Origin of the sequence: Thauera humireducens, from assembly GCF_001051995.2 — a bacterium.
Taxonomy (GTDB): Bacteria; Pseudomonadota; Gammaproteobacteria; order Burkholderiales; family Rhodocyclaceae; genus Thauera; species Thauera humireducens.
Window position 1 is genome coordinate 3,624,974 of record NZ_CP014646.1, and the last position, 19,545, is coordinate 3,644,518.

Here is a 19,545-nt window from a genome sequence, read left to right on the forward strand (position 1 = left end):
GCGGTTCAGCCCTGCAGGCGGAAGCGGCGTACGGTTTCGCGCAGTTGCGCCGAGAGCACGGCGAGTTGGCGCGTGGCCTTGTCCACGTCGCGTGCCGAGGTGCTGTTGCGGCCGCTCATGTCCGCGATCTCGGCGATGCCGCGGGCGATGTCGCTGCTGGTCTGCGACTGTTCCTGGAGAGCGCTGGAGACGTCGCTGACAGTCTCCACCACCTTTTCCGATGCGGCGTTGATGCGGGCGATGGCCTCGCCGGCTTCGCCCGCCAGCGCGACGCTCGCTTCCACGCTGCGCACCTGGGTGTCCATCGCTTTCACCGCCGAGTCGGTGCCCGCGGTGATCTGGCCGACGATGCGGGCGATGTCCTGGGTCGATGCGGCCGTGCGCTCTGCGAGCTTGCGCACCTCGTCGGCGACGACGGCGAAACCGCGCCCCTGTTCCCCGGCGCGAGCGGCTTCGATCGCGGCGTTGAGCGCGAGCAGGTTGGTCTGGTCTGCCACTTCCTTGATCACGGTGACCACCGAGGCGATGGCCTGGCTGTGCTGGCCGAGATCACGCACGGCAGCAGACGCCTGGTTCACCGAGTCGGCGATGCGCTCGATGTCGCCGACCACGCGACGGATCACCTCGGCCCCGGTGCGCGACGCCGCGCCCGAGTCGGTTGCGATGTCCTTGGCCTCGGCGGTGAAGTTCGAGACCTGGCCGATCGAGCCGCTCATCTGGTCGATCGCGGCGGCGATCGACTCGGCGGCGCTGGACTGCTGGACGGTCGCGGCCGAGATCGTACCGGTGCTGCTGGCCAGGTTCTCGCTTGCCGAGGCGATCTGTTCGGCGTTGTTCTGGATCAGCTGCACCATGTTGCGCAGTTCCAACTGCATCGTCTGCAGGGCTGCGGTGAGGCTGCCGATCTCGTCGTCGCGCTGCACCTCGATGCGGCTGCCGAGGTTGCCGGAGGCAATGTCGTTGGCGAAGCGGCGGGCGTCGTCCAGCGGACGCATCATGAAGTTGCGCGCGAAGATCACGCCGCCGATGCCCGACAGCGTCGCGGCGGCGACGATCATCAGGATCATCAGCGTGAGCGCATCGTGGAAGTTCGCCTGCTCGGCCTCGTAGTCGCTGCGCGCCTGCTCCAGCTGGGTTTCGATCAGCTGGCGCAGGACCTCGGTGATCGGGTCCAGCGTCGGATAGAGGGTCTGTTCGGCGATGCCGTGGATCTCGAACAAGGCGTTGAGCTTCAGGCGCTCGACCATCAGGTCGACCAGGGCGTTGCCCTTTTCCATCGCGGGCTCGGCCTTGGCGATCAGGGCGCGCTCCGCCTCCGACAGATGGGTACTGGCGGTATAGGCCTTCCATTTGTCGTCGATCAGGCTGCGCGCCCGGGCCATCGTCGCGGCGGCCGTGTCGGCCTGGATGGTGCCGTCGCGCACCTTCTGCGTCGCGTCGACGATGGCCACCGCGTATTCGTCGGAGATGACCTTGAGGTCGCGCAGGGGGATCACGCGGTCGTTGTAGACCTCGTTGAGTCCGTTCAGCGTCGAGTACATGCCGCGCAGGCCGAGCAAGCCGAGCGCAACCGCCAGCACGATCTGGAAGGCGATGGCGATGTACAGCAGATTGCGTACGGAAAGGCTGCCGCTGCGGGCGGACGTATGCGTGCTCTTCATGAGTCTCCCCTGTTTATTGTTCGAGATTCCGGCGCAGGCGCGTGTGCAGCCGCATCCGCGCGGGCGGCTGATGGTAGAGGAGCCCAACGGCGCCCGCGCTCATGAAACGCGATAGCAGCTAGAACGCTTCATGCATAACACGAGCCGGTGGAGTACGAAAAAGCGCCGAACCCCGGCGGCGTGACCGGGTGTTCGGCGCGGGATCGAGGCGTGCCGGCCGCGAATTACTTCGAGTAGCTGGCCATCAATGCGGCGGCCTCGTCATGCAGGCGCTGACCGTCGAGCCCCTTCTCGTTCGTCTCCTTGATCCAGTCGCCAGCGATGCCGGCCGTCGCCGCCTTCCAGCGCTCGACCTCGGCGGAGGGCAGCACATAGACCTTGTTGCCGTTGGCAATGGTCTGGTCGCGACCGACGGTGGCCTGCGCATGCAGCACCGCCGCGGCCTGGGCCGAGAACTCGCGGCCGGTGCTGTCGTCGATGATCTTCTTCAGGTCGTCAGGCAGGCTGTCGTACTTCTTCCGGTTCATTGCGATGATGGTCGTCGCGGCCGACATGCGGTACTCGGCGTTGGCATCGAAGCTGAACCGGGTCAGCTCGTGCAGCTTGGCCGAGGGCACGGACTCCCACGGATACAGCGCGCCGTCGATCACGCCCTTGGCGATGCCCTCGGACATCTGCGGTGCCGGCATGCCGACCGGCGTGGTGCCGAGCGCGGCAAGCAGCTTGTTGCCCAGGCGCGAGGGTGTGCGCACCTTCGCGCCCTTGAGGTCCTCGAGCCGGGTCACTTCCTTGCCGTTCATGTGGAAGGCGTAGGCGCCGGGCGTCCAGGTGGCGAGCGGCTTCATGCCGGGAAACTCGTCGAGCGCGTTCTTCTGCACGAAGTCCCACATTGCGCGGGCCGTCGCCTCGGGCGTGGTGGTGAAGAAGGGCAGTTCGAACACTTCGAGCTTGGGGAAGCGGCCGGCGTTGTAGCCCGGCATGGTCCAGATCACGTCGGCCACGCCGTCGCGTACCTGCGTCAGCAACTGCGTCGGCGTGCCGCCCAGCTGCATGGCGGGGTAGATCTGGCACACCATGCGGCCCTTCGATTCGGCGGCGATCCGGTCGCACCAGGGCACGATGACATGCACGTGATAGGGGTTGGTGGTGGGCATGAAGTGGGCGAACTTCAGCGTCACTTCCTGCGCTTGCGCGGCGGCCGGGGCCAGCGCCGCAGTGGCGAGGCCGAGGGCGATGCGGCGAATCTTCATGGCGGTCTCCTGAGGACGTTGGGGGGCGCTCAGTTCGAGTACTTCTGCACCAGCGCAGCGGCTTCGTCGTGCAGCTTGCGGCCGTCGAGGCCCTTGGCGTCCATGTCCTTGATCCATTCCTGGGCGACCGGGGCGGTGGTCTGCTTCCAGCGCTTGAGCTCTTCCGGTGCGAGCTGGTAGACCGTGTTGCCGTTCTTCAGCGTGATGTCACGGCTCGCATTGCCGGCCTCGGCCAGCTGGCCCGCAGCGAAAGCGGAGACTTCGCGGCCGCGGTTGTCGTCGATGACCTTCTTCAGGTCGGCCGGCAGGCTGTCGTACTTCTTCTGGCTCATGACGAAGATCGTCGTTGCCGTGCTGAGCGCGATCTTGCCGGTCGGCTCGGCGTGGTACTTGGTCAGTTCCTGGATCTTCAGGGCGGGCACGACTTCCCACGGCAGCAGGGCGCCGTCGATCACACCCTTGGCAAGACCTTCGGTCATCTGCGGTGCCGGCATGCCGACCGGGGTGGCGCCGAGTGCGGCGAGCATCTTGTTGCCCAAGCGCGAGGGCGTGCGCACCTTCAGCCCCTTCAGGTCCTCCAGCGCATTGACCTGCTTGTTGCGGAAGTGGAGCAGGTAGGGACCGGCCGACCAGGTGGCGATCGGGCGCAGGCCGGCGAACTCGCTTGCCGCGCTGCCTTCGATGAAATCCCACAGCGCACGCGAGGTGGCTTCGTAGCTCGTGCTGAAGAACGGCAGCTCGAACACCTCGGTGATCGGGAAGCGGCCCGGCGTGTAGCCCGGCAGCGTCCACACGATGTCGGCGACGCCGTCGCGCACCTGGTTGAGCAGTTGCGGCGGCGTGCCACCGAGGCTCATTGCCGGATAAAGCTGGCATTTCATCCGGCCCTGCGACTGCGCTTCGATCTTGCCGCACCACGGCTCGATGAACTTGACGTGGGCCGGCGTCGTGGGCGTCAGGAAGTGGGCGACCTTGAGCACGACTTCCTGTGCCTGGGCGGCGCCCGGAACGAGTGCTGCGGCAGCGATACCGAGGGCGAATTGGCGGGCCTTCATGGGCGTGTCTCCTGTTTTCATGGGTTCTGGCTGCATTCGGCAACCGTTATGAAGTGAGGACATGGTAGGTCGGACGGTTTGCGGATAAAAACCACAAATCGCTCGATGAATAGGACAAAACCGGCACTCGAGCTCGGACGGACGATGCGGGCCGGGTGCGTCGGGATGGGGAGACAGCAGCCTGCGTGTCGGGTAAATTGTGCGCCAGGCGAACAGTAGCGCGCCTCCCGCCTTGGCGTGGGCAGGTCCGGGGCATAGATTGCAGTGATGCGGCAATCAGATGGAGCTGTTCGTCGCAGGGCTGCGTGCCCGAGTTCCGGTTTCTGTAGAGTGTGACGGCACGCCGCATCCTGCACCCATCGATTGCGTGCCGCATACGAGCCAAACAGGAGACATTCATGAAGCGTCGTCTGATGATGAAGACCGCCCTCGCAGCGCTGGCTGCCGTCAGCTTCGGCACGGCGGTCCATGCCGCGGACTTTTCCGAGCGTTCGCTCAAGTTCGGGGTGCAGAACCCGAAGGGCCATCCGGCGGAAATCGGCGCGCAGAAGTTCGCCGAACTCATCGCCGAGAAGTCCGGCGGCAAGATCAAGGTCCGGGTGTTCGCTGGTGGGGTGCTGGGCGGTGACCAGCAGACCGTCTCGGCGCTGCAGGGCGGCACCATCGAGATGACCGCGCTGAACTCCGGCATCCTGGCCTCGCATGTCAAGGAAATGGCGATCTACGATTTCCCCTTCCTGTTCGGCAACGCGCAGGAAGTCGACGCCGTCGTCGATGGCCCGTTCGGGCAGAGCCTGCACAAGAAGCTGGAAGAGAAGGGCATCGTCGGCCTCGGCTACTGGGACCTGGGGTTCCGCAACATCACCAACGGCGTACGCCCGATCAACAAGGTCGAGGACATCGCCGGTCTCAAGCTGCGCGTGATCCCCAACCCGATCAACCTCGACTGGGTGAAGGCGCTCGGCGCCAACCCGGTGCCGCTGGCCTGGCCGGAGGTGTATACCGCGCTGGAGCAGAAGGCGATCGACGGCCAGGAGAACCCGGTCACCGTGATCCACGCCAACCGGTTCAACGAGGTGCAGAAGCACCTGGCGCTGACCAACCATGTGTATAACCCGCAGTCGATGATCATCAGCAAGAAGGTGTGGGACACCTTCAGCGCCGACGAGAAGAAGGCTTTCCAGGATGCCGCCGCCGAGGCGATCGCGCATCAGCGCAAGGTGTCGCGCGAGCAGGCGTCGACCGCGATCGAGGCGCTGAAGAAGGCGGGCATGCAGGTGACCGAATTGCCGCCCGAGGAGGTGGCCAAGCTGCGCGAGAAGATGAAGCCGGTCCTTGCCGCGCATGCGGCTGCGGTGGGGCAGGAGACGGTCGACGCGATCAACGCCGAACTGGCCAAGCTGCGCAAGTAAGCGCCGCTGGCATCGAGGGCCGCGGGTGGGGCGCATGCGCCCGCTGCGCGGCCCCTTTTGCATTCAAGAACCCCTGCAACGGAGCCTGCCCGCATGAGCAAAGTCCTCGTCATCAACGGTCCTAACCTCAACCTGCTTGGCACGCGCGAGCCGCACATCTACGGCTCGACCACGCTGGCCGACGTCGAAAACGGCCTGCGTGCCCAGGCCAAGGAGCTTGGCCTGGAACTGGAGTGCTTCCAGAGCAACCACGAAGGCGGGATCGTCGACCGCATCCACGAGGCGCGCACCGAGGGTGTGAAGTTCGTCATCATCAACCCGGGCGCTTACACGCACACCAGCGTGGCCATTCGCGATGCCTTCGGCGGCGTGGCGATTCCCTTCGTCGAGGTGCACATCTCCAACGTGCACAAGCGCGAGGCTTTCCGCCACCACTCCTACCTGTCCGACATCGCTGAGGCGGTGATGGCCGGCTTCGGCACCCTGGGCTACAACCTCGCGTTGCAGTTCGTCGCCAGCAAGCTGCGCTGAGCCGGCAGGCGTCACACGCTACACCAGCGCCTCCAGTTCCGCGCGCAGCCAGCTGTGCGCGGGATCGTGGCGGTGGCGCAGGTGCCAGATCATGTACATCGGCATGCGCGGCGCGTCGAACGGCGGGGCGCAGTGCGCCAGCCCCTGCATCGCACCGGATTCCAGCGCGCCGGGGACGGTGGCGAGCAAGGTGCTGCCGCGGATGAAGGCCGGGATGCCGGAGAAGCCCGGCACCATGACGGCGAAGCTGCGGCGGATGCCGCGTTCGGCGAGCTCGTCGTCGAGATCCAGCGTGCGGCGGGGCATGTAGAGCACGGTGACGTGGTCGGCGGCGAGGTAATCCGCCAGTGTCGCGGGCGCCTTGCGCTGGCTGGCGTCGTAGAACACGCGGTAGCCGTCGTCGAACAGGCGCTTGTGCAGGATGTCGCTGGCATCCGGCGGGCGCGGTGAGATCACGAGCTGGCAGCGCTCCTCGCGCAGCATGTCCGCGTCGGGGATGTCCGAGGGAATCACGCGCAGCGACACCTGGGGTGCGCGCGCGCGTAGCCTCGCCAGCAGGCGCGGCAGCAGCAGGTCGCGCTGGAAGTCGTTGGCGGCGATGGTGAAGGTGGTGCGCAGGCTTGCCGGGTCGAAGTTCTCGGCCGTGGCGAAGCGGCGCATGTCCTCCAGCAGCACGCGGGCCTCGCGCGCCAGCAGTTCGGCGCGGGCGGTGGCGACGATGCCACGCCCGGACTTGACCACCAGCGGGTCGTCCACGATGGCGCGCAGCTTGCCGAGCAGGTGCGACACCGCCGACTGGGTGACGCCGAGGCGCTCGGCGGCGCGGGTGATCGAGCCTTCTTCCACCACGGCGACGAGCAGCTGCAGCAGTCGGCCGTCGAGGTGTGAATAATCGAAATCGCTCATGAATTTGATGAGTGTTAATGTGTTTATCGATGCATTCGACTCCGTGATACTGCCATTTCCCGCATGAGGATGGAGAGGAGATTCGAATGAACGCGGCATCGCAGAAGCTGGAGATTCCGGGCACCCGGGTGTTCGACGGCGAACTCGCGCAGAAGGGCTATGCGCTCAACAAGATGTGTTTCTCCTTCAACAATGCCGAGAACCGCGAGGCCTTCCGCCAGGACGAGGCGGGCTATTGCAGGCAGTTCGGACTCAATGCGGAACAGTACGAAGCGATCCGTACGCGCAACGTGCTGGGCCTGCTGGCGGCGGGCGGCAACGTGTATTACCTCGCGAAGTTCGCCGGCATCCTCGGGCTCGATGTGCAGGATCTGGGGGCCGCGCAGACCGGGATGAGCAAGGACGAGTTCAAGGCCATGCTGCTGGCCGCGGGCAAAGGCATCTGAGGAAGGAAACCGACACATGGCAAAGATCGTAGGCGCAATCACCACTTCGCACGTCCCGGCCATCGGCCGCGCCATCGCCGGCAAGCTGCAGGACGACCCGTACTGGAAGCCTTTCTTCGACGGCTTCCCGCCGGTTCATGCCTGGCTCGACAAGGTCAGGCCCGACGTTGCGGTCGTGCTCTACAACGACCACGGGCTCAACTTTTTCCTCGACAAGATGCCGACCTTCGCCGTTGGCGCGGCACCCGAGTACCACAACGCCGACGAGGGCTGGGGCATCCCGACCCTGCCGCCGTTCAAGGGGCATCCGGAGCTTTCGTGGCATGTCATCAACGAGCTGGTGGCAAGGGAGTTCGACCTCACCACCTGCCAGGAAATGCTCGTGGATCATGCCTACTCGCTGCCGCTGAAGCTGCTGTGGCCGAACGACGAGAAGTGCCCGGTGCCGACCGTGCCGGTGTGCATCAACACCGTGCAGTATCCGCTGCCGAGCGCGAAGCGCTGCTACAAGCTGGGCAAGGCGCTCGGCGAAGCGATCGGGTCGTGGGACAAGGATCTGCGCGTCCTCGTGATCGGTACCGGTGGGCTGTCGCACCAGCTCGACGGCGAACGTGCGGGTTTCGTCAATCCGGAGTTCGACAAGGCCTTCATGGACAGCCTCGTCTCGGACCCGGAGTGGGTGACCCAGTTCAGCAACGAGCAGATCGTGGAGAAGACCGGCACGCAGGGCGTCGAGTTGCTGATGTGGGTGGCGGCCCGGGCCGCCCTGCCGGGCAGGGTGGGGCTGGTGCATTCGAACTACCACATCCCCATTTCCAACACGGCCGCAGGCTTGATGGTGATGGAGGTTGCGGCCTGATCCGGGCGGGCGTGAGGTCTTCAGGCCGTGCGGGTGCGTGCGCAGAGGGACGACGGCCGGCCTGAGTCACCCAATGGGGATACGTATTGCAATAGCGGGTATTCAGCTATTTCAAAATTTTATAACTGATAGTGTTTATCCGGACTTTTTTCTGCCGGGCCAACGCGCGAGACTCGTGATGTCTGGAAGACTTGTGGTGTTCCGTGCCGCAGACTTCCTTGTTGCAAGAACATCACGAGGAGACATCTATGAAGATTCGTTCGCTGGCGCTGGGTCTTGCTGCCGCCGCTCTGGTCCCGACCGTTGCCCAGGCCGAGGAAGTCATCCTGAAGGTGGCGCATTTCCTGCCGCCGGTTTCTCCCGCCCATACCAAGTTCATCAGCCCGTGGTGCGACAAGATCGCTGCCGAGTCGCAGGGCAAGATGAAGTGCCAGATCTATCCGGCAATGAGTCTCGGTGGCACGCCGCCGCAGTTGCTGAACCAGGTCCGCGACGGCGTGGCCGACATCGTGTGGACGCTGCCGGGCTACACCCCGGGCCGTTTCCCGACCTCCGAAGTCTTCGAGCTGCCCTTCATCACCACCACCCATGAGGCCTCGTCGCGCGCCATGTGGGACTTCGTGCAGGCGCACTCGATGAAGGAATTCGCCGGCATGAAGCCGATCGCGACCTGGGTGAACGGTCCGAACGTGCTGCACTTCCGCGACAAGGAAGTGAAGACGCTGGAAGACCTCAAGGGCATGAAGGTGCGTGCGCCGTCGCGCCTCGGCACCAAGCTGCTGGCCGCGCTCGGCGCGACTCCGGTCGGCATGCCGGTGCCGCAGATGGCGGAGAGTCTGTCCAAGGGCGTGATCGAAGGCGCGCTGATCCCGTGGGAAGTCGTCCCCGCGACCAAGACGCACGAACTGACCAAGTTCCATGCCGAAGCGGGCGGGTCGCATGCGATGACCACCGCGACGATGATCTTCGTCATGAACCAGAAGAAGTACGACAGCCTGTCGCCTGAACTGAAGAAGGTCATCGACGACAACAGCGGCCGCGAGACCTCGGCTTGGGTGTCGGCTCAGTTCAAGGATGCGGACGCGGGTGGCCGCGAGGCTGCCGTCGGTCGCGGCAACACCGTCTATGCCCTGCCGGCCGAAGAGATGGCCAAGTGGCAGGCGGCTTCCAAGCCGGTCGCCGAGGAGTGGATCAAGGAGATTTCCTCCAAGGGCGTCGATGGCCAGAAGCTGTTCGACGACGCCAATGCGCTCGTGACCCAGTACTCCAAGTAATCCAAGCAACCCGACGAAGGCCGGCCCCTGCGCCTCGACGGCGCGGCCGGCCTTGTTGATCAGAGCCTGAAGAATGCCGGAAGGAGACGTGTGATGGCGGAGGCGATGGACCAACCGTATGTGGCCCCGACAGGGCCGGTTGGCAAGAGTATCGAATGGGCCTGCGCGGCGATGGCGATTCTCGCCGGCGTGATGTTCTGCATCGAGTCGGTGATGTCGGTTGTGAGCGTGGTCGGACGTGCCACGATCGGAGAGCCGGTGCCGGGCGACTACGAACTGGTGCAGATGCTCTCGGCGATGGGGATTGCGATGTGCCTGCCCTACTGCCAGCTGAAGAAGGGTCATGTGTTCGTGGATTTCTTCACCCTGTGGGCCCCGGCCGGCCTGAAGCGTCTCCTCGATTCGATCGCGGCGTTGCTCATGGCGTTCTGCGCCTTCGTGCTGGCCTGGCGGATCTGGGAAGGCATGCTGGAGATGCGTGAATACGGCGAGACCTCGATGGTGATCTCGCTGCCGGTGTGGTGGGGCTATGTCCCGGTGGTGCCGGCCTTCGTGCTGCTCGGCATCGCGGCGCTGTACACCTTTGTCCAGGAACTGCGCTCGGGAGCGGCAGCATGAGTGGAACGACGATCGGCCTGATCATGGGCGTGGTGATGATGTCGATGCTGGCGCTGCGCGTGCAGATCGGCATCGCGATGTTCCTCACCGGCGCCATCGGCTACATCTGGGTGTCGGGGCTGGACCCGCTGCTCGCCTATCTGAAGAACGCGCCCTATGGCCGTTTCTCGCTGTACGACCTGTCGGTGGTGCCGCTCTTCCTGCTGATGGGGCAGTTCGCCACCCACGGCGGGTTGTCGCGTGCGCTGTTCAAGGCGGGCAATGCCTTCATCGGCCACTGGAAGGGTGGCATGGCCATGGCGGGCGTGGCCTCTTGCGCCGGCTTTGGCGCGATCTGCGGCTCCTCGCTGGCAACCGCCGCGACGATGTCGCACGTGGTGCTGCCCGAGCTCAAGCGCCACCAGTACAAGCCCAGCCTGGCGACGGGTTCGCTGGCTGCGGGCGGCACGCTCGGCATCCTGATCCCGCCGTCGGTGCCGCTGGTGATCTACGCCATCCTGGCCGAGCAGAACATCGCCAAGCTGTTCCTGGCCGCCTTCGTCCCGGGCATCCTGGCGGCGATCGGCTACATGCTGGTGATTGCCATCGTGTGCCGCGTCGATGCCGCTGCAGGCGGTCCGGGCTCGCCCAAGCACAGCTGGGCCGAGCGCCTCAGGACGGTGATCGATACCTGGCCGGTGCTGCTGATCTTCCTGGTGGTGATCGGCGGTATCTACGGCGGTCTCTTCACCCCGACCGAAGCCGCGGCCGTCGGTGCGCTGGCGACCGGGATCGCTGCGTGGCGGTCGGGCGGCCTGAAAGGGCGCGGCTTCATGGAGTGCATCTATGGCACCGCCACCGGCACCGGCATGATGTTCCTGATCCTGCTCGGGGCCGATACGCTGAACTCGTTCATGGCGCTGTCGCAGCTGCCGGCCGAGGCCGCGGCCTGGGTGCAGGAGATGGGCTTCGGTCCCTTCACGGTGCTGTTCGCGATCATCCTCATCTACCTGGTGCTGGGCTGCGTGATGGACAGCCTGTCGATGATCCTGCTGACGGTGCCCATCTTCCTGCCGATCATCCTGGGCCTGGACTACTGGGGCTTGGGCATGGAAGAGAAGGCGATCTGGTTCGGCATGGTCGCGCTGGTGGTGATGGAGGTGGGCCTGATCACGCCGCCGGTGGGGATGAACGTCTACATCATCAACGGGGTGGCGAAGGACGTGCCGATGGCGACGATCTTCCGCGGCGTGCTGCCTTTCCTCGCCTCGGACATCATCCGCATCTTCCTGCTGGTGTTCTTCCCGAGCATCTCGCTGGTGGCGCTGTGGGCCGTATCCTGAGCTGAGCATCCATGATGTCTGACGCGTCGGCCGGTCCGGGCCTCCTTGGAGGGGCAGGACCGGCCGACGCATTTGCAGCACGAGGCGCCATCGGCTAGGCTCGGGGCGTTCTCCGGTGCGGTGCCCCGAGGTGGTGCCACCCACGCTGTGTTCTTCCATTTCAAAGCGAGCCCATGACTGCGCGAGACCTGGTTCCAGAACCGCTCAACCCCCTCGGTATCGACGGGGTGGAATTCATCGAATTCGTCACCGGCCGGCCACAGGCGCTGGGCGGCGTGCTGCAGCGGCTCGGCTTCGCGCCGATCGCGCGCCACCGCTCGCGCGAGGTCGTGCTCTACCGCCAGGGGGCGATGAATCTCATCGTCAATGCCGAACCCGGCGGGGCCGATCCGTCAGCCACCTTCGTCTCTGCGGTCGCCTTCCGCGTGCGTGACGCCGCCTACGCCATGCGTCATTCGCTCGATGCCGGAGCATGGGAGGTGCCGCGCCGCGCCGCAGCGATGGAGCTGAACATTCCGGGCATCCTCGGCAGCGGCGAAAGCGCGATCTATTTCGTCGACCGCTACAAGGACTTCTCGATCTACGACGTCGACTTCGTGCCGCTGCCCGGCACGGACTCGAACCCGCCTGCCCTTGCCGGGCTGCATTACTTCGGCCTGGTGCAGGCGGTGGGTGCCTTCCGCAGCAGCGAGTGGGTGGATTTCTACCGTCAGATGCTGGGCTTCCGGCAGCTGACCGAGGCGGACTTTGTCGGCATCCTGCCCAAGGGCACGCTTCTGCAGAGCCCCTGTGGCCGGTTCTACCTGCAGCTTATCGAGCCACCGGAAGGGGCCGAAGACATCCATTGGGACGATGGCCTGGTACGCATCGGCCTGGGGGCGCCCGACGTGCTGGAGGCGATGCGGGTGTTGCGCGAGCGCGGCGTGGTGTTCATCGACGAGGGGGCACTGCATCCGGGCGAGAAGGGCGCGCTGACGCAGGTCTATCTCGGCAGCGTCACCTTCGAACTCGTCGCCAGCCGGCTCGCCGCGGGCTGAGCCCGGCGACGGTCGTCATTTCCTGCGGAGGACGTCTTGGATTTCGATTCTGTCGCGCTCGACACCAGCGCCATGGCCGGCCCGCTCGAGGTACGCCTGGGAGCGGCCATGGCCAGCGGCTTCCGGCAGGTCGTGGTGTCGGCTGCGGATCTGGTGAGCCATCCGCGCGGGGTGGACGAGGCGGTGGCGCTGGTGCGCCACAGTGGCGTCCGGGTGCAGGCCTTGCGCCAACTGCAGGACTACGAAGGACTGTCGGGGCCGTTGCACCAGTACAAGGTGAACATCGCCAAGGGGCTGCTCAACCTGTGCCGTGCCGTCGGGGCGCCGCTACTGCTGGTCACGGCCAGCACCGTCGCGGAGGCCGGCGAAGACGCCGAGCACGTGGCGCGCGACCTGGCCAAGCTCGCCACGCTGGCCGTGCCCAAGGGTATCGACATCGCCTATCAGGCGCAGCCCGGCTCGCGCGTCGCGGCGGACGTGGTGAGTGCCGAGGCCTGCGTGAATGCGGCCGATCGCGCCAACCTCGGCATGGCCATCGACACCGGCCATCTCTTCACTGGCGATGGCGGGCTCGATGCGCTCGATCGCTGCTATGCAGACCGCCTGTTCCTGGTCGGCCTGAGCGACACGATCGCGATGCGCGCGGGCGACGCCGCATCACCCGCCGCAGGGGAGCGGACGCGGGACTACGTGCGCGTGTTCCCCGGCGACGGCAGCAGTGCCGAAGCCCTGCTGGAACTGATTCGCCGTCTGCGGCTGATCGGCTTCCACGGCGGCTTCTGCCTCAACGCCGCGAATGCCGACCATGCCCAGCTGCCGGCCGCCTTCGTGGCCGAACAGGCCCGCGACTCACTGCACTGGCTGCTCGCCCGCCTGCGTCACATCGATCTGCCACGCCGCCGGACGCCGCGCCCCTCACTGCCGAAGGACTGAGTACGCCGCGCCGCGCGGGCGATCCCGGGCAGTGAGCGTCGCGCTCAGCGGTTCGTACGCAGGTGGGCCATCATGCGCGCCGGCGCGTTCGCTGCGCCGTACCCGTCATAGGCGCCGTTGCGCTGCACGATCTCGAAGAAGAAGCGTTCGGCGAACACCTGGGTGTAGACATGGAAGTACTCGCCCTCGGCCGTCGCGTCATACAGGATGCCGAGTGCAGCCATGCGGGCGACGAGCGCGTCGTCCAGCACGAAGCGGGTCGGCAGGTCGTCGTAGTAGTTCGGCGACACCGGGATGAAGCTGACGCCGTTGGCACGCAGCCGCTCCACCGTGGCGAAGATGTCGGCGCAGCTGAAGGACACGTGGTGCACGCTGGCGCCCGCCAGTTGCGTGATGGTGCGCGCGGTCGCGGTGGTGTCGCTGTCCGACACGTCGAGCACGAAGCGCAGCTTGCGGTCTGCCGTTGCGACCCCGCGGGTGCTGATCAGGCCGTAGGGATCGACGAGGTCCATGCTTTCACCGGGCTCGCCGCCGAGGATGGCACGATAGAACAGGGTCCAGGCATCCTGGCGCAGCTGCGGCAGGCCCTGCGCGATGTGGTCGACCGCCTGGAGGTCGGTGGGCGAGGGCGCGCTTGCGGTCTCGTCCTCGAGCAGGAAGTCGATCTCGAACAGCCGCTTCGAGCCTTGAGTGGACGGTACGAAATAGATCAGGCTGCCGTCGGGCGCGCGAATCGCTGGAATCTTCAACTCGTTCGGGCCGATGCGGCCTTCGAAGCGGGGGCAGCCGAAGGCGGTGGCGCGGTTCAGGGCGCGCAGGCTGTCTTCGGTGGCGATGCCCAGTGCGCAGATCGAGGGCCCGTGCTGCATGAAATGGCTGCGCGCGAAGGAACCGGGCTCCGCATTCAGGATGATGTCGATGTCGCCCTGGCGGTACAGCGTGACGGCCTTCGAGCGGTGCTCGCCGGCGCGGCGAAAGCCCAGCGCGCCCAGCACCTGGGCCAGGGCGCGTTCGGATTCGGTGTCGACCGCGAACTCGATGAAGGCCAGGCCGTCCAGTGCCGGGATGCGGGGCGGGCTGAACAGTTCGACGCGCGCGGCGGCGGCCTCGCGTGCCTGGTTCAGTAAGACGTCATCGCCGGGGGCGGCGAGCCGGCGTTCCACGGCTTCCTCCAAGTACAGCAGGGAGCGGTAGGCGTCGATTGCGGTCGGGCGGGTCGGCGCCGCGCGGAAATGGTCGTTGAACACCTCGAGCGACAGCGGCCCGGTGTAGCCGGCGAGCAGGACCTTCTCCAGGAAAGTGACCAGGTCGAAATTGCCCTGTCCCGGGAAGCAGCGGAAATGCCGGCTCCACTGCAGCACGTCCATGACCTTGTAGGGGGCGTCGGCCAGTTGCAGGAAGGCGATCTTGTCGCCCGGAATGTCCGCGATGGCGGCGGGGTCGTCGCCCAGCGACAGGATGTGGAAGCTGTCGAGCAGGATGCCGAGGTGCGGGTGGTTGGCCTCCTTCACGATCTTCCAGGCGTGCTGGTAGTGCCGGATGTGGCGCGACCACGCCAGCGCCTCGAAGCCGATCGTGATGTTGCGGCGGGCAGCGCGCTCGGCCAGTTCGTAGAGCTGGGCAGCCGAGCGCGCATCGTCGGCGATGGCGTCCGGCGCGCAACTCGAGCACACCAGGAGTTGCGGGGCGCCCAGTGCTTCCATGATGTCGAACTTGCGCTCGACGCGATCGAGGTTGCGCCTGAACTGGGCGTCGCTGACGCCTTCGAAGTCGCGGAAGGGCTGGTAGAGGTCGATCCCGAGGCCGAGGTCGTGACACAGGCGGCGCACGTCGGCCGCGGTGCCGTGGTAGTTGATGAAGTCGTTCTCGAAGATCTCGACTGCGTCGAAACGCGCCGAGGCGATGGCCTCGAGCTTTTCCTCGAGCGTGCCGCTGAGGCACACGGTGGCGATGGAACGACGCATCGGTCGGGTTTCCTGGGTCGGGGCGGAAGGCCGCGTCAGCGCACCACCAGCACCGGTACGCTGGTGCGCTTGAGGACGTCGGCGGTGACGCTGCCGAGCAACAGCTCGACGACGCCGCGGCGGGCGTGTGAGGCCATGTGGATCAGGTCGCAGCCGCGCTTGCGTGCGGTTTCGACGATCTCGTCGGCGGGCGAGTCGCTCTCGACGTAGAAGCACTCGGCCTCGACTCCGGCCTGCCTGGCCAGCGCGCCGATCGGGCGCAGGAAGCCCTGCGCCATCTCCGTGCGGGCGGCCTCGTCGCGGGTGGACTTGCCCAGGCCGGCCGCCACGGCGCTGTCGGTCAGCACGTAGAGCACGGTGGCGCGGGCTCCGTGGATCTTGGCCAATTCGAGTGCGCGCCTGGCGGCGTCGGTCGACATGTCGGAGCCGTCGATCGGAATCAGGATGTGCTTGTACATGGTGTTCAGTCCTTCTTGTTCGCGACCATCGACAGGAAGTGCGCGCGCATGCGTTCGGCGTCGGGTTCGAGGCCGGTGAAGTGGCGGAAGGCGCCGACGGCCTGGAACACCGCCATGCCGCCGCCGTCGAGCGTGCGGCAGCCCTTGGCGCGGGACACGCGCAGCAGTTCGGTCTCGAGCGGGAAGTAGACGATCTCCGCCACCCAGATGCGGCCGTCGATCAGCTCGGCCGGCAGCGGCAGGCCAGGCAGCTTGGCCATGCCGGTGGGGGTGCAGTGGATCAGGCCGTCGGTCTCGGCCATTGCGGTCGCGAGGTCGTTGCCCGCGATGCAGCGCCCGGCGCCGAAGCGCGCACACAGGCTGTCCGCAAGCTCGCGTGCGCGCGCCGGGTCGATGTCGAACACCGTCAGTTGCCGCGCGCCCAGGCCGAGCGCCGCATGCGCCACCGCGGCACCGGCGCCGCCGGCACCGAGCTGCACCACCCTGCCCATCTTCGCGCCCGGCAGGCCGCGGCGGAAACCCTCGGCAAAGCCCGAGCAGTCGGTGTTGTGTCCGATCAGGCGGCCGTCCCTGATCACCACGGTGTTCACCGCGTTGAGTGCACGCGCCTCGTCCGACAATTCATCGAGCAGCGGCACGATCGCCTGCTTGCACGGGAAGGTGATGTTCAGTCCCGAGAAGCCCATGCGCCGGGCGGCGGTCAGCAGCTCGGGCAGGTCGTCGGCCGTCAGGCCCAGCGGGTCGAGATCGATCTTCTTGTAGACGTAGCGGAAGCCCTGGGCTTCGCCCTCCTGCTCGTGCATTGCCGGCGTCAGCGAGGCCTGGATGCCCGAGCCGATCAGGCCGCAGACCATGGAGGGAAGCGATGGCGTGTTCGGCGTATTGCTCATCGGGTGTTTCCTTGGAGAGGTGTTGGGGGTGCGTGCTTAGGTCAGCCAGCGCAGCGGGGTCAGGATCAGCTCGGGGAAAAGCACGAGCAGGAACAGCACCGCGAACTGGGCGAGCAGGAAGGGCCACACGCCGCGCACGATCTCGTCCATGCTCATCTTTCCGGTCCCGGCCACGACGTTGAGTACGGTGCCGACCGGCGGGGTGATGAGACCGATCGAGGTGTTGATGATGAACAGCACGCCGAAATACACCGGGTCGATGCCCGCAGCCTTCACCACCGGCATCAGCACCGGTGCGAGGATCAGAATGGTGGGCGTCATGTCCATGCTGGTGCCGACGAGGATGATGGTGATCATGATCGCCAGCAGCAGCAGCGTCGGGCTGTCGAGCAAGGGCTCGAGCAGCTCGACCAGCAGGAAAGGCAGCTCGGCCACCGTCACCATCCACGACGACACCATCGCCGCGGCGACCAGCAGCATCACCACCGAGGTGGTCTTGGCGGCCGACACCACGACGTCGTAGATCTGCGACAGCTTGAGCTCGCGGTAGATGACGATGGCAACGAACAGCGCATAGACAGCCGCGACCACGGCCGCCTCGGTCGGCGTGAAGATGCCGAACTTGAGGCCGAGGATAATGATCAGCGGCAGGCCCAGCGCCCAGCTGCCCTCGATGACCGCACGGCGGATTTCTCGTGCGGATTTCTTCGGCTGGGGTTGCACGTCTTCGCTGCGGGAGTAGATCCACCACGCTGCCGCCAGCGCCAGGCCCATCATCAGGCCGGGGAAGATGCCGGCGAGGAAGAGCTTGGAGATCGACACGCCGGTGGCGACGCCGAACACGATGAAGCCGATCGAGGGCGGGATCACCGGGCCGATGATGCCACCGGCGGCAATCAGGCCTGCGGAGCGCTTCCTGTCGTGGCCGGCGGCGACCATCATCGGCACCAGCAGCGCAGACAGCGCAGCGGCGTCGGCCACCGCGGAGCCGGACAGCGAGGCGAGGATGCAGGACGCGAGGATGGCGACGTAGCCCAGGCCGCCTTTGACGTGGCCGACGGTGGCGAGCGCGATGTTGACGATGCGCTTCGACAGCCCGCCGGCGTTCATGATCTCGCCCGCCAGCATGAAGAAGGGCACGGCCAGCAAGGGGAAGCTATTGGCGCCGTTGATCAGGTTCTGCGCCACGATCTGGGCGTCGAACATGTCGAGGTGCATCATCATCGCCACGCCTACCAGCAGCAGGGCAAAGGCGATGGGCAGGCCGAGGGCGATGGTGCCGATCAGCGAGGTGATGAAAATGGTGACGGCCATGTCGTGTCTCCTCAGGCCTTGGCGCCGGGCGCACTGCTTTTGCCCGCGTGTTGCTGTTCGTGCTGCAGGCGCTCGACTTCCTCGGCTGCGTCGTTGCTGGCGACCATGACCAGTTCGTGATCGCCGGTACGGCCGAAGGCAATGCGCACCGCCTCGTAGAGCAGGACGGCCGCGGCCGAGATGCCGAACAGCACGCCCACGCCATAGAACGCGCCCATGGACAGGCCGGTTGCGGGCGCGGGGACGGAAAGGTTGATCTGCGTCTGCTGCCAGCTGCCGGTGGTGATCAGCCAGCAGACATACAGCATCAGCATGTGGCCGAGCAGCAGGGCGAAGCGGCGGCCCAGTGGCGGCAGGCGGCGGATCAGCGTGTCGACGCCGAGGTGGGCATGTTCGCGCAACGCCACGATGGCACCGAGGAAGGTCATCCACACGAACAGGAAGCGGGCCAGCTCTTCGGACATGGTCAGGCCCGAGTTGAAGGCATAGCGCATCACCACGTTGCCGAACACCATGACGACCATGCCGACCATGCACAGGAACATCAGCAGCTTGAGCAGCCGGAAGTAGCCATCGACGAGTGTTTTCATTGTTCCTCCTGGGTGGCGGAGTCCCGCCTGGATGTGCCCGAACTCTAGTCTTCGGGAGACTTGCGTGAAAGGCTGCATTGTCCCTATTGTGCGCAGTGCGCACAAATATCGGGTGGCGCCAACAGAGGGGGCAGCGACATGAAGCATGTGCCGAACAGGAGTGCCGACGCGCCAACCGGCGGCGCGCTGCCGGGCGAGCCGGATGCCGAGGTGCCCGAGGGCGATGACCTCGCGGACTACGCCACCGATCGCAACTTCGTGACCGCACTGGCACGCGGGCTGGCGGTGATCCAGGCCTTCACCAACCAGGGCCGGCAGATGTCGATCTCGCAGATCAGCTACCGCACGGGCATCACGCGCGCGGCGGTGCGGCGCTACCTGCACACGCTCACCGCACTGGGCTACGCGCGCTGCCACGACGGCACCCGCTTCTCGCTGACGCCCAAGACCGTGTCACTGGGCAATGCCTATCTCTCGGGCACGCCGCTGTCGGGCAAGGGGCAGCCGGTGCTGGACAAGCTCAGCGAGACGGTGGGCGAAGCCTGCTCGATGGCGGTGCTCGACGGCACGGACATCGTCTATATCGCCCGCGCGGCGGCGTCGCGGATCATGTCGCCGTCGCTGAACGTCGGCAACCGCCTGCCCGCCTATGCGACCTCGATCGGCATGGTGCTGCTGGCCCACCTCCCCGAGGCCGAGCTCGACGCCTGCCTGGCGCGCACGAGCTTCCTGCCTTTCACCCAGAACACCATCGTCTCGCCCGCCGAGCTGGGCAAGGTGCTGCAGCAGGTGAGGACGCAAGGCTACGCCATTGCCAACCAGCAGATGGAGATCGGCCTGCGCTCGATCGCAGTGCCGGTCCGCGACAAGGCCGGCACGGTCGTCAGCGGCATCAACATCATCGGCCCGACCTCGCGCATGGGCATCGAACACATGCGCACGCGCTTCCTGCCGCTGCTGCGGGAGGCGGCGGAGGCGCTGCGTATCTGAACGGAAGATAAAAAATGCCCCGTGGATGCTTTCCA

19 protein-coding genes are annotated in these 19,545 nt (G+C 66.2%); 10 read left to right on the forward strand and 9 right to left on the reverse strand.

The features are described from left to right. Positions 1 to 5 precede the first annotated feature (5 nt). The 3 genes from AC731_RS16855 to AC731_RS16865 all read right to left on the reverse strand — a co-directional run bounded on the left by AC731_RS16855 (position 6) and on the right by AC731_RS16865 (position 3,966). Positions 6 to 1,661: a methyl-accepting chemotaxis protein gene (locus AC731_RS16855; protein WP_048707848.1), complete on the reverse strand. Its 1,656-nt coding sequence runs from the start codon at positions 1,659 to 1,661 to the stop codon at positions 6 to 8. Positions 1,662 to 1,885: 224 nt separating this feature from the next. Then, complete coding sequence (locus AC731_RS16860; protein WP_048707850.1) at positions 1,886 to 2,911, reverse strand: TRAP transporter substrate-binding protein; 1,026 nt, start codon at positions 2,909 to 2,911, stop codon at positions 1,886 to 1,888. 29 nt (positions 2,912 to 2,940) lie between these two features. Then, entirely contained in the window at positions 2,941 to 3,966 is a 1,026-nt protein-coding gene (locus AC731_RS16865; protein WP_048707851.1) for a TRAP transporter substrate-binding protein, read from the reverse strand. Positions 3,967 to 4,364: 398 nt separating this feature from the next. On the opposite strand from AC731_RS16865, the gene AC731_RS16870 reads away from it, so the two are divergent. Both AC731_RS16870 and aroQ read left to right on the forward strand, forming a co-directional pair. Continuing rightward, complete coding sequence (locus AC731_RS16870; RefSeq protein WP_048707854.1) at positions 4,365 to 5,378, forward strand: TRAP transporter substrate-binding protein; 1,014 nt, start codon at positions 4,365 to 4,367, stop codon at positions 5,376 to 5,378. A 93-nt stretch (positions 5,379 to 5,471) separates the two neighbouring features. Then, positions 5,472 to 5,909 (forward strand): type II 3-dehydroquinate dehydratase, encoded by a 438-nt coding sequence (gene aroQ / locus AC731_RS16875; protein ID WP_048707856.1) that lies wholly within the window; start codon positions 5,472 to 5,474, stop codon positions 5,907 to 5,909. A gap of 18 nt (positions 5,910 to 5,927) precedes the next feature. Here the strand turns inward: aroQ and AC731_RS16880 are convergent, their stop codons facing one another. Then, positions 5,928 to 6,815 (reverse strand): LysR family transcriptional regulator, encoded by an 888-nt coding sequence (locus tag AC731_RS16880; RefSeq protein ID WP_048707858.1) that lies wholly within the window; start codon positions 6,813 to 6,815, stop codon positions 5,928 to 5,930. Positions 6,816 to 6,901: 86 nt separating this feature from the next. On the opposite strand from AC731_RS16880, the gene AC731_RS16885 reads away from it, so the two are divergent. The 7 genes from AC731_RS16885 (at position 6,902) to AC731_RS16915 (ending at position 13,304) form a co-directional block, all read left to right on the forward strand. Further along, positions 6,902 to 7,261 (forward strand): protocatechuate 4,5-dioxygenase subunit alpha, encoded by a 360-nt coding sequence (locus AC731_RS16885; protein ID WP_048707859.1) that lies wholly within the window; start codon positions 6,902 to 6,904, stop codon positions 7,259 to 7,261. A gap of 16 nt (positions 7,262 to 7,277) precedes the next feature. Then, positions 7,278 to 8,120, forward strand: coding sequence for a class III extradiol dioxygenase family protein (locus tag AC731_RS16890; RefSeq protein WP_004259997.1), 843 nt, complete (start codon positions 7,278 to 7,280; stop codon positions 8,118 to 8,120). A 248-nt stretch (positions 8,121 to 8,368) separates the two neighbouring features. Beyond that, complete coding sequence (locus AC731_RS16895) at positions 8,369 to 9,394, forward strand: TRAP transporter substrate-binding protein (protein ID WP_004260001.1); 1,026 nt, start codon at positions 8,369 to 8,371, stop codon at positions 9,392 to 9,394. 105 nt (positions 9,395 to 9,499) lie between these two features. Next, positions 9,500 to 10,012: a TRAP transporter small permease gene (locus AC731_RS16900; RefSeq protein ID WP_237266556.1), complete on the forward strand. Its 513-nt coding sequence runs from the start codon at positions 9,500 to 9,502 to the stop codon at positions 10,010 to 10,012. After that, complete coding sequence (locus AC731_RS16905) at positions 10,009 to 11,334, forward strand: TRAP transporter large permease (protein WP_048707861.1); 1,326 nt, start codon at positions 10,009 to 10,011, stop codon at positions 11,332 to 11,334. Before AC731_RS16900 ends, AC731_RS16905 begins: the two co-directional genes overlap by 4 nt. A 173-nt stretch (positions 11,335 to 11,507) precedes the next feature. Beyond that, positions 11,508 to 12,371 carry a VOC family protein gene (locus AC731_RS16910; RefSeq protein WP_048707863.1) on the forward strand — a complete coding sequence of 288 codons (864 nt, stop codon included), beginning with the start codon at positions 11,508 to 11,510 and terminating at the stop codon, positions 12,369 to 12,371. A gap of 36 nt (positions 12,372 to 12,407) precedes the next feature. Continuing rightward, the gene (locus tag AC731_RS16915) at positions 12,408 to 13,304 is read left to right on the forward strand and encodes a sugar phosphate isomerase/epimerase family protein (RefSeq protein ID WP_048707865.1); all 897 of its coding nucleotides are present in this window, start codon (positions 12,408 to 12,410) and stop codon (positions 13,302 to 13,304) included. A gap of 44 nt (positions 13,305 to 13,348) precedes the next feature. Here the strand turns inward: AC731_RS16915 and AC731_RS16920 are convergent, their stop codons facing one another. From AC731_RS16920 to AC731_RS16940, 5 genes are read right to left on the reverse strand one after another with little or no spacing between them, the layout of a single operon-like run. Then, positions 13,349 to 15,268, reverse strand: coding sequence for a bifunctional sugar phosphate isomerase/epimerase/4-hydroxyphenylpyruvate dioxygenase family protein (locus AC731_RS16920; protein WP_004260018.1), 1,920 nt, complete (start codon positions 15,266 to 15,268; stop codon positions 13,349 to 13,351). 35 nt (positions 15,269 to 15,303) lie between these two features. Beyond that, positions 15,304 to 15,726 carry a universal stress protein gene (locus AC731_RS16925; protein WP_048707867.1) on the reverse strand — a complete coding sequence of 141 codons (423 nt, stop codon included), beginning with the start codon at positions 15,724 to 15,726 and terminating at the stop codon, positions 15,304 to 15,306. 5 nt (positions 15,727 to 15,731) lie between these two features. Beyond that, positions 15,732 to 16,616 carry a shikimate dehydrogenase gene (locus tag AC731_RS16930; RefSeq protein WP_048707870.1) on the reverse strand — a complete coding sequence of 295 codons (885 nt, stop codon included), beginning with the start codon at positions 16,614 to 16,616 and terminating at the stop codon, positions 15,732 to 15,734. Between the two features lie 36 nt (positions 16,617 to 16,652). Beyond that, positions 16,653 to 17,930 (reverse strand): TRAP transporter large permease subunit, encoded by a 1,278-nt coding sequence (locus AC731_RS16935; RefSeq protein ID WP_048707872.1) that lies wholly within the window; start codon positions 17,928 to 17,930, stop codon positions 16,653 to 16,655. 11 nt (positions 17,931 to 17,941) lie between these two features. After that, positions 17,942 to 18,520 carry a TRAP transporter small permease gene (locus tag AC731_RS16940; RefSeq protein WP_004260034.1) on the reverse strand — a complete coding sequence of 193 codons (579 nt, stop codon included), beginning with the start codon at positions 18,518 to 18,520 and terminating at the stop codon, positions 17,942 to 17,944. Positions 18,521 to 18,658: 138 nt separating this feature from the next. On the opposite strand from AC731_RS16940, the gene AC731_RS16945 reads away from it, so the two are divergent. After that, complete coding sequence (locus tag AC731_RS16945) at positions 18,659 to 19,510, forward strand: IclR family transcriptional regulator domain-containing protein (RefSeq protein WP_004260039.1); 852 nt, start codon at positions 18,659 to 18,661, stop codon at positions 19,508 to 19,510. Positions 19,511 to 19,545: the final 35 nt, after the last annotated feature.